Genomic DNA, 16,147 nt, shown 5'->3' with positions numbered 1-16,147 from the left:
TAACGGGAGTGTGATGTGAAAGTCTTTATCTCTGCGGATATTGAGGGTATTGCCGGCGTGATGCGGCCGGAGCAGTGCAACCCGGCTCATGCTGACTATGCGGCGGCGCGCGAGCTGATGGAGCAGGAGGTCAACGCCGCCATCGACGGCGCTTTTGCCGGCGGCGCCACCGAGGTGACGGTGGCCGACAGCCACGCCATGATGCAGAACCTGCGCGCCGATCGCATCGATGCGCGGGCGCGTCTGGTGCAGGGCAAACCGCGCGGGTTATCGATGGTGGAAGGGCTGCAGCATCAACGTTACGACGGCCTGATGTGTATCGGTTATCACAGCGCCGCCGGCGAACGCGGCGTGCTGGCGCATACCATCAATGGCCGGGCCTTTTACCGCGTCAGCCTGAACGGCGAGGTGGTAGGCGAAAGCGATCTGTATGCGGCGGCGGCGGCCGAGTTGAACGTCCCGCTGTGGCTGGTGAGCGGTGACGACGAGCTGCAACGCTGGATCGCTGAACGTTATCCGCAATCTGGCTATGTTTGCGTGAAACGCGCCATCTCGCAAACCGCCGCCGAATCGCTCAGCCCTCAGCGGGCGCGGGCGGAGATCCGCGAGCGGGCGATGCAGCAGGTGCGCCAGGGCGCCAGACTGCCGGTGGAGCGCCGCTTCATGCCACCTTACCGGTTGACGCTGATGGCGGCCAAACCGGTGCTGGCGGATCTGTTCAGCCTGGTGCCCGGCGTGCAGCGCCAGGACGCGCTCACCGTGGCCTTCGACAGCGACAACATGGCGGCGCAAATCCGCCTGCTCAGCGTCTTCTCCTCTCTGGCGACGACGCAGAGCTGACTCCCGGTGCGGGTTCCCGCCCGCACCGCACGATTCTCCAACAGAAAATCCCTTATCAAGATTAGGCCTGCTGAATAATAGGCTACGCTAATTATTGCTCTGTTGCGCTATATCACCTGACGGACGCGACAAGCCATTCCCATAACAAGATTTGTTTCGCCGAAGGCAGTGACGCCTTCGGTTTTTTTGGAGTCATGAGCAATGAGCATATCCCAAGTTCCGCTTTCGCGGCGGCGGTTTATCGTCGGCGCCGGGGCGTTGGTGATCGGCGCCTATCTGCCGTCCACCGGCGCGCTGGCGCGTTCGGCTGCCCCGACCGCCTCCGGCGCGGCGGCGTTAGACGCCAACGCCTTCGTTCAGATCGGCGCCGACGGCGTCGTCACCGTCATCAGTAAACACACCGAAGTGGGCCAGGGGGTCTATACCGGCATGGCGACGCTGGTCGCCGAAGAGCTCGATGCCGACTGGGCGCAGGTGCGGGTCGTGGCCGCGCCGGTGGATACCGCCGTCTACAAGAACCTGGCGTTCGGATTCCAGGGCACCGGCGGTTCCAGTTCGGTGGCCAATGCCTATGAGCAAATGCGGCGCATGGGCGCCATGGCGCGCGCGCTGCTGGTGCAGGCCGCCGCGCAGAGCTGGAAAACCTCGGCGCAGGAAATCACCGTGCAGGCGGGCAAGATCCGCCATGCCGCCAGCGGGCGAGAAGCGGGCTTTGGCGAGTTCGCCGCGCTGGCCGCCACGTTGCCGCCGCCCGATCCCGCCAGCCTGACGCTGAAGGACCCGGCCAATTTCACCCTGATCGGCAAAACGCGCGGTTTGCACCGCGTCGATTCGCTGGCGAAAACCAACGGCAGCGCGCAGTTCTCGCAGGATATCCACGAGCCGGACATGCTGACCGTCACCATCAAGAAACCGCCGCGTTTCGGCGGCAAAGTGGCGACCTTCGACGCCGAGCGGGCGCTGGCGGTGCCGGGCGTGGTGGCGGTGAAACAGGTTGCCACCGGCGTAGCGGTTTACGCCAAAAACACCTGGGCGGCGATCCAGGGGCGGGAACGGCTGAGGGTCACCTGGGACGATGCGCAGGCCGAACGGCGCAACACCGAGGAGATCTACGCCGAGTTCCGCCAGGTGGCGCAGAAAACCGGCGTGGTGGCGAAGAGCCACGGCAAGCCGGACGAGGTGTTCGATAAGGCCGACAAGGTGATCGAGGCTGAATACACCTTCCCGTACGTCGCCCACGCGCCGATGGAGCCGCTGGACGGCTATCTGTTCTGGGACGGCGAGAGCGTTAAGGCGCGCTACGGTTGCCAAATCCAGACGCTTGACCATAAGCAGCTGTGCGATCTGTTCGAGCTGCCGCCGGAGAAGGTGCAGATTGAAACCATTCTGGCGGGCGGCAGCTTCGGCCGGCGCATCGATTTAGGCAACCCGACGCTGGGGCCGGATCTGGCGGCCGACATGGCGGCGGCGGCCAAGGGCATCGGCCCCGGTCACGGCGTGAAGGTGGTATGGACGCGCGAGGACGACATCCGCAACGGCTGGTATCGCCCGATGATCCTGCACCGCCTGCGCGGCGCCATTCGCGGCGGCAAGGTGGTGGGCTGGACCGATACCGTGGTCGGCCACTCCTGGACGCGCCACAGCGCGATGGATGCGCTGGTGGTCAACGGGCTCGATCAAATGATGGTCGAGGGCGCCAGCGAGGTGTCATACACCTTCGAAGCCTTCCGCTGCGATGCGCACATCGTGCCCGGCAAGGTGCCGACCACCTCGCTGCGGTCGGTCGCCAGCACCCACACCGGCCACGCGGTGGAGAGCTTTATCGATCAGCTGTTGCAGGAAACCGGCCAGGATCCGGTCGAAGGGCGGCTGGCGCTGATGGGCGATGCGCCGCGCGCGGCGGGCGTGCTGCGGGCGGTAGCGAAAGCCGCCGGCTGGCAGGGCGCTAAAGTGGTAGACGGGCGCGCGCGCGGCGTGGGCGTCGCCAAGGCGTTCGATACCTATGTGGCGCAGGTGGCCGAGGTGTCGATCGGCGAGGGCGGCATCCCGAAAGTGCATAAAGTGTGGTGTGCGGTGGATTGCGGCGTGGCGGTGAACCCCGACGTGATCCGCGCGCAGATCGAGGGCGGCATCGGTTACGGCCTCAGCATGGCGCTATACGGCAATATCACGCTGAAAGACGGCGTGGTCGAACAGTCCAATTTCAATAACTTCCGCCCGCTGCGCATCGATGAGATGCCGGAGATCGAGGTGATCATCGTGCCCTCGACCGAGAAACCGACCGGCGTGGGCGAGCTGGGGGTGCCGACCATCGCCCCGGCGGTCGGCAACGCGCTGGCGCTGCTCGGGCGGCCACGCACTTCGCTGAGCCTGCCGCTGCATAATCCCACTGCGAATCCGGCGTCTGACAAGGAGAGAACCTGATGATTCATTTAACCGTAAACGATCAGCCGCTGACCTTTGAGGGCGATCCGCACATGCCGCTGCTGTGGTTTCTGCGTGACGAAGCCGGCTTGACCGGCACCAAATTCGGCTGCGGCATCGCCATGTGCGGCGCCTGTACCGTGCATCTGGACGGCGTGCCGGTGCGTTCGTGCATGACGCCGGTCTCCGCCGCCGTCGGCAAAAAAATCACCACCATCGAAGCCGTGGGCGCCACGCCGGAAGGCAAGGCGGTGCAGGAAGCCTGGCTTGATCTGGACGTGGTGCAGTGCGGTTACTGCCAGTCCGGCCAGATCATGAGCGCCAGCGCGCTGCTGGCGCAAAGCAAGGATCCGAGCGATGCGGACATCGACGCGGCGATGGGCGGCAACGTTTGCCGTTGCGCCACCTATGTGCGCATTCGCGCCGCCATCCACCAGGCCGCCAAGGCGTTGGGTTAGGGAGAGATGCGATGAGCAATGCCTTGAAAGGGCTGTTATGGCTGATTATCGCCGTGGTGGTGTTGGCGGGAGGGTACGCGCTGTATACGCTGCTGCGGCCCACCGGCGCTGAGCCTGCGGCGCCGATCGCCGGGGCGCCGGCCGGCATGACCGACAAACTGGCGCGCGGCGAGTACCTGGCGCGCGCCGCCGACTGCGTGGCGTGCCACACCGCGCCGGGCGGCACGCCTTATGCGGGCGGCTTCGCCTTCAAGCTGCCGTTCGGCACCATCTACGGCACCAACATCACCGCCGACAAGGAAACCGGCATCGGCAACTGGAGCGACGATCAGTTCGTGCGCGCGGTGCGTGAGGGCATCGGCCCACAGGGCAACCTGTATCCGGCGATGCCTTATACTTCCTACACCGGGCTGAGCCGCGATGATGTGCTGGCGATCAAGGATTATCTGTTCAGTCTGCCGCCGGTGAAACAGGCCAACCCGCAAAACGAGCTGTCGTTCCCGTTCAACCAGCGTTGGGGCATGAAATTCTGGAACCTGGCGTTCTTCCAGGAGCAGCGTTTCGCGCCGGATCTCAACAAGGATGAACAGTGGAATCGCGGCGCCTATCTGGCGACGGCGCTCGGCCACTGCGGCGAGTGCCATACGCCGCGCAATCTGGGGTTCGGTCTTAACCAGAGCAAGCACCTGAGCGGTGAAGTGGTGCAGGGCTGGTTCGCCGCCAACATCACGCCGGACAAACAGACCGGCATCGGCGGCTGGAGCGACCAGCAACTGTCGCAATATCTGGCCACCGGCCATGCGCCGGGGCGCAGCAGCGCCGCCGGTCCGATGGCGGAAGCGGTGGAAAACAGCCTGCAGTTCCTGACGCCGGAAGATAATCTGGCGCTGGTGAAATACCTGCGCGACATCGAACCCATCGCCGGCGACAGCGCGGCGGCGGTGAACTTGCAGCCGAAGGGCGCGGGGGCTTCCACCCCGATCCTGCCGGGCGGGCAAGACAGCTCGCTCGGGCGGCGGATGTTCGCCAACGACTGCAGCGGCTGCCACCAGTGGAACGGGCCGGGCCGCCAGAGCGAGTATGCTTCGCTGGTGGGCAGCACGGCGGTGAACGATCCGCAGGGGCGCAGCGTGGTGCAGGCTATCCTGAAGGGGACGAGCATCAGCGTCGGCGAGCGGCATGAGATGATGCCGTCGTTCGGCAGCGCGTATTCCGACGAGGAAGTGGCGGCGGTCGCCAACTTCGTGGTCGGCCACTTCGGCGATAAGCAGGGCAGCGTCACCGCCAAACAGGTGGCGGAGCAGCGCAAGCAGTAACGAAAAGCGGCGAGGGAGATTCTCCCTCGCCGCGGCGTTATCGGCTGCGCCGCGACATCACCCGTTTGTCTTTCGGTCTATCCTGCCAGTCCTCAACCTGATTATTGAAGTTGTCCGCCAGCAGGTAGGCCGGGGTTTTCGCCAGCCAGTCGGACAACGAAATATCCTGATAAATGCCGTTGTCCATCACGATCAGTACCTTCAAATCCTCATCGCCGATGTTCTCGATGTAATGGCCGAAGCCCTGCGGCACGTAACCGACGTCCGAAGGGGCGTACTCTTCCGTCTGCGCGTGGCCGTGCGAGCTGAACACCGTCATGCGGCCTTTGCCGGCAATATAGTATTGCCATTCGTTGGCGTTGGGGTGCCAGTGCAATTCCCGGATCGCGCCGGGTTTCACGATCTCGATGATGCCGGTCATGGTGGTGGAAATGGGAAATTCTTTCGACGACACCAAATGGACGCTGCCGGCGTCATTTTCAAAGAACGGCTTTTGCTTCATTAATTCATAGCGGTGGGTCAGCGGGGCATTATTTAATCCGCCGTCGCTTTTCGGTAATGGCAAGGTGGGCGGAACGGCGCCGCCGACAATATAAGCTTCGCGCTGTTTGGCCTTGGAAAATACCGCCGCCGACATGTCGACGCTTTTTTCCAATACCTCTTTCGGCATATGCGCCACCCAATCGGTGATGCTGAAGGTGCCGAATTCGGAGAAATGGCCGTTATCGAACGCCAAAATAAAATGCGCGCCGTCCGCCAGCGCCTGAATGGAATGGCCGTAGCCTTTCGGGAAATACCAGACGTCGCCGGGGCCGAAATCCGCCACCTCACATTTTCCCTCGGGATCGAGGATGGTGATGCGCGCATGGCCTTCCAGCATGAATGCCCATTCGGCGGCGATGGCGTGCCAATGCAGTTCGCGCACGCCGCCCGGCTCCAGCGTCATGTCGACGCCCGCCACGCCTTCGGAGATCGGGAATTGCTCGACGGTAGCTTCGCGCGCCCAGCCGCTGGGCAGGCTGCGTTTTTTGCTGTCGGTGAATTTGTATTTATAGAGATGTTGCGCATCGGCAGGCGGCTGATAGCTGCTGGGGGGCACGATATTGCGATGGTCGTCGGCAGCGGCATTTTTGGTGATGCCGCCGATCATGCCGGCGGCGGCCGCGCTGACGGCGGAGACTTTCAATATATCACGACGCGATAGCATAGCATTTTCTCCAATATAAAGCCGTGCGCCTGCAGAAGCAGGCGACGGGGAAGGCGCGATCGCCATTGAAATGATTTTTGTCATCGGCGGGAATAGGCTGTGACCCTTAAATCCTAGCGGCTGGAATGTATTGCGTAGGCGTTTATTTGTTTGCGTTTGTTACTAAGTGAGAGCGGGTTTAATTATTCATTGTTAATCTCAATAGTCATGGATCTGAATTAATCTTCCCCTGTAATTAAATAAACAAAGTGTCAATGAAACGCATTATTTTGGGTTATTTCCTTCCGATTGCGCTATGGGTGTGCGCAAAAAGCGTGCAGCGGCGACATTGCAGTGCATTTACGCTAAATCGTGACGCCTTTCACAACGCTGACGTCTGGCTATTGCCGAGTATTCGCGAGTATGGTGATACTTTTAGCGCGGTCGAGAAGACCGCACACCATTTTTATTGCGGCGTGTTACTGCTAAAGCAGGCAAGACCAAAATAGGAATGCACTTCTCCTTGTGATGAGGCGCATTTCCATTTTGGTCTTTTTTTTTGCATTTTACCGGGGAAGACGATGGACTATCAAAAACTTGGCTTAGAAATATTGGCGCGGGTCGGCGGTAAAGGCAACGTCAGCAAGCTGACGCACTGCGCGACCCGTTTGCGTATGGAATTCAACGACGACGCTAAAGTGGATTCGAAGGCGATCGAAGCCCTGCCGGGCGTTATCAGCGTGGTGGTGCGAGGCGGCCAGTTTCAGATCGTGGTCGGCAATAACGTGCAGCAAACGTTCCGCGTGCTGCAAAAGGAGATTGGCCAGCCGCAAACCGGCGCTCAAAAGCAGCAGCCGAAAGGTGGCGTGGTGTCACGGATTATCAGCGTGATTTCCACGACCTTTACCCCGGTGATCCCGGCCATTACCGGCGCGGGGATGATCAAGGCGCTGCTGGCGATCCTCAAGCTGGCCGGGGCGATAGATCCCGCCGGCACGACCTATCGATTGCTGGATACCGTCGCCGATGCGGCCTTTTTCTTCCTGCCGGTGCTGTTGGCTTACGGTGCCGCGATAAAATTCGAGTGCAATCCCATCCTGGCGATGACCCTCGCCGGCGCGTTGCTGCACCCTAATCTGGCTCAGATGCAGGCGGCGGGCGCCGCGATTGATTTTCTCGGCATTCCGGTGCGGCTGGCGGATTATGCCGGCTCGGTGTTGCCGATCATTTTTACCGTGTGGCTGATGTCCTATATCGAGCGGTTTGCCGAGAAAGTTTCGCCGACGATGATCAAGTTCTTCACCAAACCGATGATCGTGCTGCTGGTCACCGCGCCACTGGCGTTGGTGGTGGTCGGGCCGTTCGGCATTTTCCTCAATGACATGGTGGCCGCCGGTGCGGCGATCGTCGATGGCAAGGCCAGCTGGCTGATTCCTATGTTGATGGGCGGGCTGCAGCCATTTTTGGTGATCACTGGCACCGCCTGGGCGATGACACCGATCGCCACCGGCCAATTGACCAAGAATGGCTTTGAGATGATTAACGGGCCGGGCATGTTGGCGTCCAATATTGCACAAGGTGCGGCGACGCTATGTGTGGCATTCCGCACCAAGAACACGAATTTGCGCCAGTTGGCGTCCTCCGCCGGTTTTACCGCGTTGTTGGGGATCACTGAACCCTCGCTGTACGGGGTGACGCTGAAACTGCGCAAACCGTTGATCGCGGCGATGATCGGCGGTGGCTGCGCCGGCATTTACGCCGGGTTGAGCGGGTTGGTGCGTTATGCCTTCGTTTCTCCTGGCCTGGCCGCTTTGCCGGCGTTTATCGGTGAGAACCCGATGAATATCGTGCACGCGCTGATCACTTGCGCCATTGCCATCGTCGTGACCTTTGCCCTGACCTGGATCCTTGGCTTCGACGATCCGGTCGAGGAGACGAACGACGAGACTCAGGTGGCGGCGGCCGACGAGGTATCGCCGGTTTTCAGCCCGCTGACCGGCAAAGCCGTGACGTTGGATCAGGTCAACGATGACGTTTTCTCCCAGGGCTTGTTGGGCCAGGGCATGGCGATCATACCGTCGGAAGGCGTGCTGCGTGCGCCGCTGGACGGCGAGATCGTGACTTTCCTTCCGTCAAAACATGCGGTCGGCATCAAGGGGGACAACGGCGCGGAGCTGTTGCTGCATATCGGCATCGACACGGTAAACCTGGGTGGCCAACACTTTGACTCCGGACTGCAGATCGGCGATCGCGTGAAGGCCGGCGACGAGCTGGTGCGTTTTGACATCGGCGCGATCGCCGCATTGGGCTTCGATCTGACGACGCCGGTATTGATCGTCAACAGCGAAGCGTTTCAGGTTCAGGTGTTACCTAAGCCGCATGGCGTTCATGCCGGTGAGACGATTATGGCGCTGAAGGCCAATAAGGAGCCGGCATGATTTATCAACGCTTGCACGATTTTCCCGCCGAGTTTCTCTGGGGCGCGTCGACTTCCGCCTATCAGGTGGAGGGCGCATGGAATGAAGACGGCAAAAGCCCGTCGATCGTCGATATGCTCGAACATCCCGCAGGCACGGCGGATTTTACGGTGGCCAGCGATCACTATCATCGCTTTCGCGAGGATGTGAAGCTGTTCGCAGAACTGGGGTTAAAGGCCTACCGGTTTTCGGTTGCGTGGACGCGCGTGTTGCCCGAAGGCGTCGGCGAAGTCAATGCGCCGGGGTTGGCGTTTTACCGGCAGTTGATCGACGAATTGCTGGCGCACGGCATCGAGCCGGTGGTGACGCTGTATCATTTCGATCTGCCGTATGTGCTGGAGCAGCAGGGCGGCTGGTCCAATCGCGCCACCATCGAGGCTTTTGTCACTTATGCCGGCGTGCTGTTCGACGCCTTCGGCGATCGGGTGAAGTATTGGCTCACCATCAATGAACAGAACACCATGATCCTGCACCCCGGCGCTATCGGCACGCCCAAAGGCGGTGCGTTGCCTGACAAACGGACGCTGTATCAGCAGAGTCATCATATGTTGGTCGCTCAGGCCAAAGTCATGGCATTATGCCATCAGCGCTGTCCCGGCGGGAAAATTGGCCCGGCGATCAATACCACCTCGATGTATCAGGAGACCTGTAATCCGCTGGATGCCATTGCCGCTCATAACTGGGAGACGTTGCGCTGTTGGAGTTTTCTCGATGTGGCGGTGCATGGCCGCTATAACGCCCTGGCCTGGCGTTACCTTGAGGATCGGGGGTGGTCGCCGGACAGGGAGCCGGAGGACGCGGCGCTGCTGTTGGCGGCACGACCGGATTATGTGGCGATCAATTACTATTCCACCGCCACGATCGCCGCCAGCCGCGGCGACGGTTCAGACGTGAGCGCACGCGCCGGCGATCAGCAAATTATGCTCGGCGAACCGGGTGTGTATCGTGCGGCGGAAAACCCGTTTGTCGGCAAGACGCGCTACGGATGGGTGATCGATCCGGTTGGCCTGCGCTTAACGCTGCGCAAGACCTTCGAGCGCTATCACCTGCCGATACTGATCACGGAGAACGGCATTGGCGCGCCGGATGAATTGCGGGCGGATGAGACTATCGACGACGACTATCGCATTGAATTCATGCGGCAGCATGTCGAACAGATGCGGCTGGCGATCAACGATGGCGTCGAGCTGCTCGGTTACTGCCCGTGGGCGGCGATTGACGTCGTCAGCACGCATCAAGGTTACGCAAAGCGCTATGGATTTATCTACGTGAACCGCGGAGAACGGGATCTTAAGGATCTGCGGCGCATCAAAAAACGCAGTTTTGACTGGTATCGGCAGCTTATCGCCGCCAATGGCCGGTTGGGCAAATAAGCAAGGTGACGGCCGAGACGATGAAAGTCATTAAGGTGCTCAACAACAGTCTGGTGTTAACCGCGGACGACGATAACCGTGAGGTTATCGTCATGGGCAAGGGAATTGGTTTTAACAGCAAAACCGGAGACGAGATCAACCCGGCCGCCATTGAGAAAGTGTATGTGGTGCAGGAGGGGCAAAAGGGGCGGGATTACCTGCGGCTGATTGAAACTGCCCCGACGGAGCACATCGAAATTGTGCAGATGATCCTCAGTGAGGCCAACCGCCAACTGAACGGCAACATTAATGAACAGATTTTCTTTACGCTGGCGGATCACGTCAGTTTTGCTATCGAACGTCATCACAAGGGTATCGCCATCCAAAACCGCCTGCTGTTCGAGGTGAAGCGTTTCTACCCGCGAGAGTTTGCGGTGGGGCTGCAAGCCTTGGCCTACATTAACCAGCGGCTGAATATCCAACTGCCTGAAGAGGAAGCGGGCAATATCGCCTTTCACCTGGTCAACGGCCAGACCGAAGTGCAAAACATGGAGCACACGTTGCTGGCGGTGAAGATGCTGAAAGATATTTTCAATATCATCAAGTACCACTTTCGCCTCAATATCGACACCGATTCGCTGAACTACGCGCGCTTTTTAGTGCATATGCAGTTCTTTATCCAGCGCATGCTCGACGGCAAACAGATGACCTCGAAGGCCGACTTTCTGTTTGCCCAGATGATGGCCGAGTACCCGCATGCCTATCGCGGCGCGCTATTGATCCGCGATTACGTGAAGAATCTGCTGCAAATGGAGATGTCGAACGATGAGCTGCTGTATTTGATGATCCACCTGACGCGCATCACCGATCAGCCCGAGGCCTGAACCGCCTCGGCGACCAGTTCGCGAAAGCGCTCGACGATCGGCGAGGCCGGGCTATGGCGCAGCGCCAGGTAAAGCGGGGCGCTGAGCTGCGCTTCTTCGGCGATCGTGCGGTAGACAATGCCGTCGCCGCCCAGCCGCCGCATCGAGCCGGGCACGATTGACAACCCCAGCCCGGCGCCGACCAGGCTGAGGGTGGCCGGCAGGCGCGGCGCTTCCTGCACGATGCGCGGGCTGAAGCCGGCGCGGTGGCAGGCGGCCAGGATGGCGTCGTACAACCCCTGACCGGCGGGGCGGCGATAGAGAATAAACGCCTCGTGGGCCAGTTCGGCCAGCGGCAGCGGTTGCTGCGTTTCTTGCGCCAGCCGGTGGCCCAGCGGCAGGGCGACGATCATCGGCTCGCTGAGCACCGGCTCGACGCTCAGGCCGGGAATGCCGTTGGCCGGCGAGCGCACGAAGGCGGCGTCGAGGCGCTGTTCCAGCAACGCCTCCATCAGTTCGCCGCTGCCGGCTTCTTCCAACTGGGTGGTGATGCCCGGCAGGATATCGCGATAGCGGCGCAGCAGGTTGGGCACGAACGGATGCAGCGCGGCGGAGCTGGTGAAACCGATGGCGATATAGCCCTGCTCGCCGCGGGCGGCGCGCTGTACCGCTTCGCGCAGGCGTTCGGCGCGCGCCAGCAGGGCGCGGGCCTCTTCAAACAGCACGCCCCCCGCTTCGGTGACGCGCACGCCGCGCGGCAGGCGCTGCAACAAGGTTACGCCCAGTTCGTCTTCCAGCCCCTGCAGCAGGCGGGTCAGCGGCGGCTGTTGGATAAACAGCCGCTCGGCGGCGCGGGTGATGTTGCCTTCTTCCACCACGGTGACGAATGCCCGCAGGCGACGCAGTTCGATCATAGCCATACCTCAAAGGTATCTTTGGTTTTTCCGGAATGCATTAGACATCATGGCACGGCGGCGCGCATGATACCAGACATCAAAACAAGCGATGTGGAATGGCAATGTCATGTCAGATATCAATACGTTAAAACCGCACCCGGCAGCTGCGCCGGGTAATGCAGAGCTGTTTTTGGGCTTTCTGTGGCTGGGGCTGATCGGTTTCGGCGGCGTGCTGCCGATGGCGCGCAGCATGTTGGTGGAACGCCGGCGCTGGCTGAGCAGCGAACAGTTTACCGAGCTGCTCGGCCTGTGCCAGTTTTTGCCCGGCGGCAATGTGATCAACCTGTCGGTGGCGGTGGGCATGGAGTTTCGCGGGCTGCGCGGCGCGCTGTGCGCTTTGCTGGGCCTCATCAGCGCACCGACGGCGATCGTGGTGGGGCTGGGCGTGGTGTACGCCCGCTTCCAAAACGATCCGCATGTGCAGCATGTGTTCGCCGGGCTGGCCGCCGCCGCCGCCGGGCTGCTGCTATCGACCGGGATCAAGATGCTGCTGCCGCTGCTCGGTAAATGGCCGGCGCTGGCGATCGTCGCGCTGGCGCTGATCGCCATCGCCTGGCTGCGCCTGCCGCTGTTGCCGACCATGTTGGTGCTGGCGCCGCTGAGCATTCTGCTGATGTGGCGGTGGCCGTCATGAGCGGGGTGTTGATGGCGTTGGCGCTGATCTTCACCGAGCTTTCTTTATTGGCGTTCGGCGGCGGCATGACCATTCTGCCGGAAATGCAGCGGCAGGTGGTGGAGGTGCATCAGTGGATGAGCGCCCAGGAGTTCAGCGCGCTGTTCGCCATGGCGCAGGCCGCGCCGGGGCCGAATATGATGATCGTGCCGCTGGTCGGCTGGCACGTCGCCGGCTGGGCGGGGCTGCTGGTGTCTTCGATCGCCAAGTTCGGGCCGTCTTCTATCGTTACGCTATTGGTGATGGGCGCCTGGCGGCGCTTTAAGGATCGCCCGTGGCGCCGCATCGTGCAGGCCGGGCTGGTGCCGCTGACCGTGGGGTTGGTGGCGGCCAGCGGTATCTTGATCGCCGAGGCTTCCGCGCCCAGCTGGCGGCTGGCGGCAATCGTGGCGCTGGCGACGGGGTTGAGCATGAGCAAGCGCCTCCATCCGCTGTGGGTGCTGGCGGGCGGTGCGCTGCTCGGGTTGCTGTTCGCCTGAAGGGTTAGCGCGGGATCAGCACAAAGCGCGAAGGGCCGTTGCGGTCGATCAGCTCATAGCGCTTCGGCGCGGTCAGGGCCAGAAACGCCACCATGCTCCCTTCGGCATCGGTCAGCGTCATGCCGTCCGGCGTCGGCCGCCAGGCGACCGGCAGCGCGTGCAGCGCCAGCGGCTGCAGGCATTGGGTGGAGGCGCTGAAACGGAAAGCGTTGGTGTTGGCGACCGCTTCGTCGCTCAGCTGCACCTCGCAGACGGTTTTACCGTCGCCGATGGCGATGAGCTGCCAGTCGCCCTTCAGCGCGGCGGGTTCCAGCAACGGCAGTGAACTGCCCAGGGCACTGCTGCACAATATGCTCATAACGACTCCTGTCAGGCTGGCGCGGCGCAAGGCGCGCATAAGGAAATGGGTTGGCATCAGGTCACTCCTTTCGGCTGTCCGTTCACACTTTAGCACGTACCCATCTTGATGATGAGGGAAGGATTAGGTTTTTTAATCCTCGATTATTCTGACCTAATCGGCGATAAAGTGCGCAAAAAGACGAATAATTAACCCGTTAATGCGCTCATTTTTCTCATTAATATAGTGAGAATACAAATTGTTACGCGTATCTCCAACTCAATGCCCGGCGTGGTGAAGCCAGGCCGGGCGGGCTCGCGCCAGCGGGGTGAGTCACTATACTGGTCATTCCTAAGCCTTGGCTTAGATTAGAACGACTGATGAGTAGTCTTACAAAGCGAGTGGGTTCCTATTGTGTAAAAGGAGAATACAATGCGCAGTCGCCACAACGACATTTTGCAAGATGACGATGAGTTCACCAGCCTGAGCGCCACATCCCCCAACGATCATAACTATCAGTTTTACTATCACCAGCCCGGCAGCATTTATGACGGATTGGGTTACGGCGCGCTGTTCACGCTGGACAACGCTAACCTGTACAGCAATCAGCGCGGCGGGGCAGCCATCGACAACCTGGGTAAAATCCGCGATAACTTCAGCTTCGATCGCGCCGCCGATCAGCTGACGCGGCCGGGCCTGACGCACAACGGCGATCAGGTGTATCATCAGTCGGTGGCGCTGACCTACTCCTTCCTGACGCAGAGCGCGCTGAACCGCATCGGCCAGACCGGCGACGGCGACAAGGGGCTGCAGCCACTGACCCAGGCGGCGCAGGCTCAGGCGCTGAAATCGATGCAGGCGTGGGCCGACGTGGCGAACGTGACCTTTACCGAAGCGGCGTCTACCGATATCAACCACCGCGCGGACATCACCTTCGCGTACTTCACCCAGCGCGCCGACGGCAGCACCGCCGCCGGCAGCGGCCCGAATGCCATCAACGCGTACGCCTATTACCCGCCGAGCTCCAAACCGGGCAGCGATAACGCCTTTGCGGGCACGGTGTGGTTCAACAAAAACTTCGCCACCCATCAGGCGCCGGTTAGCGGTGACTTCAGCAGCCAGACCTTCACCCACGAGTTGGGGCATGCCCTGGGGCTGGCGCACCCGGGATCTTATGACGCGTCGCTGGGCAACCCGAGCTACCAGAACGATGCCGCCTATTATCAGGATTCGTTGCAATACTCGATCATGAGCTATTTCAACGCCGGTTATACCGGCGCCGATACCAAAGGGGTGTACGGCTATGGCCCGATGGTGGATGACATTGCCGCGATCCAAAAATTGTACGGCGCCAACATGAACACCCGCACCGGCGACACGGTGTACGGCTTCAACTCCAACACCGGGCGCGATTTCCTGACCGCCACGGCGGACAACGGCAAACCGGTCAACTTCGCGGTGTGGGACGCCGGCGGCAACGACACGCTGGACTTCTCCGGCTACAGCCAGCAGCAGATGATCAACCTGAACGACGGTGCGTTCTCCAGCGTCGGCGGCGGCACGCAGAACGTCGCCATCGCGCGCGGGGCGATCATCGAGAACGCCATAGGCGGCAGCGGGCGCGATGTGATCATCGGCAACGATCAGGACAACCTGCTGGCGGGCAACGCCGGCTCCGATATCCTGTACGGCGGCCTGGGAGCGGATCATCTGTGGGGCGGCAAAGACGCCAATAACTTCACCGACTATTTCGTCTATCTCAACGCCAAAGAGTCCACGGTGGCGGCGTTCGACGTGATTGAAGACTTCGAGCACGGCATCGACAAGATCGATCTCTCCGGCCTGCGCTTCAACAACAGCCTGAGCGAGCTGCGCTTTATCGACAGCGGCAGCGCCTTCAGCGGCCAGAAAGGCGAGATCCAGCTCAACTTCGACGCCTTCAACGGCACCACCGATCTGTTGATGAACACCCAGAGCAACAGCTATGCCGCCGACTTCAAGATCCACGTGGTCGGGCAGGTGGAGCAGAGCGATATTTTGTTTGCCTGAGGTGAGGAAGGGGAAGAGAAAAGGGCCGACCGGCCCTTTTTTTACGACTGGGCCGCCGCGGCGCTTTCCGCCACGAAAGAGCCGGTTTTCACCGCGCCGGCACGGCGGTAGTGAGCCACAATGACGCCGCCGGGCGAGACCACCGAGTGGGCCAGCGTGAAGGCCGCCGGCGCCGCGTTGTCATCGAACAGCCGCTTGCCGCCGCCGAGCAGCACCGGGTAGGTGAGCAAGCGCAGTTCATCCACCAGATCGTTGGCCAGCAGCTGTTGCATCAGCGTGCTGCTGCCCTGCACCAGCAGCACCGGCCCCTGGGTGCGCTTCAGCTCGCGCAGCCGGGCGAGGATGTCTTGCCCCAGCCACTGGCTGTTCTCCCACGTCAGCGTCTCGCCGTGGTGGGTGGCGACGTACTTGGCCGCCTGATTGAACACGCGGGCGATGTCGGCGGAAAACGGGTCGGCCTCGTCGGTGATATGCGGCCAGTAGCCGGCGAAGATATCGTAGGTGCGCCGCCCGAGCAGCAGATCGAAAGGCGCAGAGAAAAGATCGCTCATCGTTTCCGCGACGGCGTCATCCCAATAGGGCGCGGTCCAGCCGCCGAAGCGAAAACCGCCGCTGCGGTCTTCGTCCTGCCCGCCGGGCGCCTGCATCACGCCGTCGAGGCTGACGAACGCACTGGCAATAATCTGTCGCATGGCTGTCTCCTGCAATTGAGTGCCAGTTGAAAGTTTAGCCGCCGT

General features: G+C 61.4%; 14 protein-coding genes. 10 read left to right on the top strand and 4 right to left on the bottom strand.

Translation table 11 applies throughout. The annotated features are described in order from the left end of the window. The first annotated feature begins 15 nt into the window (after positions 1–15). From ACMGGK_RS11820 to ACMGGK_RS11805, 4 genes are all read left to right on the top strand, one after another. The gene (locus ACMGGK_RS11820) at positions 16–840 is read left to right on the top strand and encodes a M55 family metallopeptidase (RefSeq protein WP_015377804.1); all 825 of its coding nucleotides are present in this window, start codon (positions 16–18) and stop codon (positions 838–840) included. A 201-nt stretch (positions 841–1,041) separates the two neighbouring features. Then, positions 1,042–3,264: a xanthine dehydrogenase family protein molybdopterin-binding subunit gene (locus tag ACMGGK_RS11815; RefSeq protein ID WP_261465454.1), complete on the top strand. Its 2,223-nt coding sequence runs from the start codon at positions 1,042–1,044 to the stop codon at positions 3,262–3,264. Continuing rightward, a complete protein-coding gene (locus tag ACMGGK_RS11810) occupies positions 3,264–3,722 on the top strand; it encodes a (2Fe-2S)-binding protein (RefSeq protein WP_004940763.1) in 459 nt (152 codons plus the stop codon). The genes ACMGGK_RS11815 and ACMGGK_RS11810 overlap by 1 nt, the downstream gene beginning before the upstream one ends. 11 nt (positions 3,723–3,733) lie before the next feature. After that, the gene (locus ACMGGK_RS11805) at positions 3,734–5,038 is read left to right on the top strand and encodes a c-type cytochrome (protein ID WP_016927822.1); all 1,305 of its coding nucleotides are present in this window, start codon (positions 3,734–3,736) and stop codon (positions 5,036–5,038) included. 37 nt (positions 5,039–5,075) lie between these two features. On the opposite strand, the gene ACMGGK_RS11800 is transcribed toward ACMGGK_RS11805, so the two are convergent. Beyond that, complete coding sequence (locus tag ACMGGK_RS11800) at positions 5,076–6,245, bottom strand: cupin domain-containing protein (protein WP_049298998.1); 1,170 nt, start codon at positions 6,243–6,245, stop codon at positions 5,076–5,078. Positions 6,246–6,805: 560 nt separating this feature from the next. Here ACMGGK_RS11800 and ACMGGK_RS11795 point away from each other — a divergent pair. Genes ACMGGK_RS11795 through licT form a run of 3 tightly spaced genes read left to right on the top strand, consistent with a single transcriptional unit; the run spans position 6,806 to position 10,937 of the window. Beyond that, a complete protein-coding gene (locus tag ACMGGK_RS11795; RefSeq protein ID WP_016927820.1) occupies positions 6,806–8,662 on the top strand; it encodes a beta-glucoside-specific PTS transporter subunit IIABC in 1,857 nt (618 codons plus the stop codon). Continuing rightward, complete coding sequence (locus tag ACMGGK_RS11790) at positions 8,659–10,074, top strand: glycoside hydrolase family 1 protein (RefSeq protein ID WP_049298999.1); 1,416 nt, start codon at positions 8,659–8,661, stop codon at positions 10,072–10,074. Before ACMGGK_RS11795 ends, ACMGGK_RS11790 begins: the two co-directional genes overlap by 4 nt. 20 nt (positions 10,075–10,094) lie before the next feature. Then, a complete protein-coding gene (gene licT / locus ACMGGK_RS11785; RefSeq protein WP_048796984.1) occupies positions 10,095–10,937 on the top strand; it encodes a BglG family transcription antiterminator LicT in 843 nt (280 codons plus the stop codon). Here the strand turns inward: licT and ACMGGK_RS11780 are convergent. Then, positions 10,922–11,836: a LysR family transcriptional regulator gene (locus tag ACMGGK_RS11780; protein ID WP_049299000.1), complete on the bottom strand. Its 915-nt coding sequence runs from the start codon at positions 11,834–11,836 to the stop codon at positions 10,922–10,924. The two genes, licT and ACMGGK_RS11780, sit on opposite strands and share 16 nt — an antisense overlap. 103 nt (positions 11,837–11,939) lie before the next feature. Here ACMGGK_RS11780 and ACMGGK_RS11775 point away from each other — a divergent pair, with 103 nt between their 5' ends. Further along, a complete protein-coding gene (locus tag ACMGGK_RS11775) occupies positions 11,940–12,506 on the top strand; it encodes a chromate transporter (protein WP_049299001.1) in 567 nt (188 codons plus the stop codon). Next, a complete protein-coding gene (locus tag ACMGGK_RS11770) occupies positions 12,503–13,024 on the top strand; it encodes a chromate transporter (protein WP_028127817.1) in 522 nt (173 codons plus the stop codon). The genes ACMGGK_RS11775 and ACMGGK_RS11770 overlap by 4 nt, the downstream gene beginning before the upstream one ends. A gap of 4 nt (positions 13,025–13,028) precedes the next feature. Here the strand turns inward: ACMGGK_RS11770 and ACMGGK_RS11765 are convergent, their stop codons facing one another. After that, positions 13,029–13,382 (bottom strand): protease inhibitor Inh/omp19 family protein, encoded by a 354-nt coding sequence (locus ACMGGK_RS11765; RefSeq protein ID WP_420276916.1) that lies wholly within the window; start codon positions 13,380–13,382, stop codon positions 13,029–13,031. Between the two features lie 411 nt (positions 13,383–13,793). On the opposite strand from ACMGGK_RS11765, the gene ACMGGK_RS11760 reads away from it, so the two are divergent. Next, on the top strand, positions 13,794–15,410 hold the full coding sequence (locus ACMGGK_RS11760; protein WP_016927813.1) for a serralysin family metalloprotease: 1,617 nt from the start codon (positions 13,794–13,796) through the stop codon (positions 15,408–15,410). 41 nt (positions 15,411–15,451) lie between these two features. Here the strand turns inward: ACMGGK_RS11760 and ACMGGK_RS11755 are convergent, their stop codons facing one another. Further along, a complete protein-coding gene (locus ACMGGK_RS11755; RefSeq protein ID WP_164053681.1) occupies positions 15,452–16,102 on the bottom strand; it encodes a dihydrofolate reductase family protein in 651 nt (216 codons plus the stop codon). Between the last annotated feature and the right edge of the window lie 45 nt (positions 16,103–16,147).

This window comes from Serratia sp. BNK-33-b, from assembly GCF_048684565.1.
Classification (GTDB): Bacteria; Pseudomonadota; Gammaproteobacteria; order Enterobacterales; family Enterobacteriaceae; genus Serratia; species Serratia marcescens.
Note: the sequence above shows the minus strand (reverse complement) of the source record. Positions and strands in the feature narration are given on the sequence as shown.

What these genes read in the sequence shown, in the direction of transcription:
- licT (WP_048796984.1), top strand. Translation starts at nt 10,095, where the DNA reads ATGAAAGTCATTAAGGTGCTCAACAACAGTCTGGTGTTAACCGCGGAC.
- ACMGGK_RS11810 (WP_004940763.1), top strand. Translation starts at nt 3,264, where the DNA reads ATGATTCATTTAACCGTAAACGATCAGCCGCTGACCTTTGAGGGCGAT.
- ACMGGK_RS11770 (WP_028127817.1), top strand. Translation starts at nt 12,503, where the DNA reads ATGAGCGGGGTGTTGATGGCGTTGGCGCTGATCTTCACCGAGCTTTCT.
- ACMGGK_RS11815 (WP_261465454.1), top strand. Translation starts at nt 1,042, where the DNA reads ATGAGCATATCCCAAGTTCCGCTTTCGCGGCGGCGGTTTATCGTCGGC.
- ACMGGK_RS11765 (WP_420276916.1), bottom strand. Translation starts at nt 13,382, where the DNA reads ATGAGCATATTGTGCAGCAGTGCCCTGGGCAGTTCACTGCCGTTGCTG.
- ACMGGK_RS11800 (WP_049298998.1), bottom strand. Translation starts at nt 6,245, where the DNA reads ATGCTATCGCGTCGTGATATATTGAAAGTCTCCGCCGTCAGCGCGGCC.
- ACMGGK_RS11755 (WP_164053681.1), bottom strand. Translation starts at nt 16,102, where the DNA reads ATGCGACAGATTATTGCCAGTGCGTTCGTCAGCCTCGACGGCGTGATG.
- ACMGGK_RS11780 (WP_049299000.1), bottom strand. Translation starts at nt 11,836, where the DNA reads ATGGCTATGATCGAACTGCGTCGCCTGCGGGCATTCGTCACCGTGGTG.
- ACMGGK_RS11795 (WP_016927820.1), top strand. Translation starts at nt 6,806, where the DNA reads ATGGACTATCAAAAACTTGGCTTAGAAATATTGGCGCGGGTCGGCGGT.
- ACMGGK_RS11790 (WP_049298999.1), top strand. Translation starts at nt 8,659, where the DNA reads ATGATTTATCAACGCTTGCACGATTTTCCCGCCGAGTTTCTCTGGGGC.
- ACMGGK_RS11805 (WP_016927822.1), top strand. Translation starts at nt 3,734, where the DNA reads ATGAGCAATGCCTTGAAAGGGCTGTTATGGCTGATTATCGCCGTGGTG.
- ACMGGK_RS11760 (WP_016927813.1), top strand. Translation starts at nt 13,794, where the DNA reads ATGCGCAGTCGCCACAACGACATTTTGCAAGATGACGATGAGTTCACC.
- ACMGGK_RS11775 (WP_049299001.1), top strand. Translation starts at nt 11,940, where the DNA reads ATGTCAGATATCAATACGTTAAAACCGCACCCGGCAGCTGCGCCGGGT.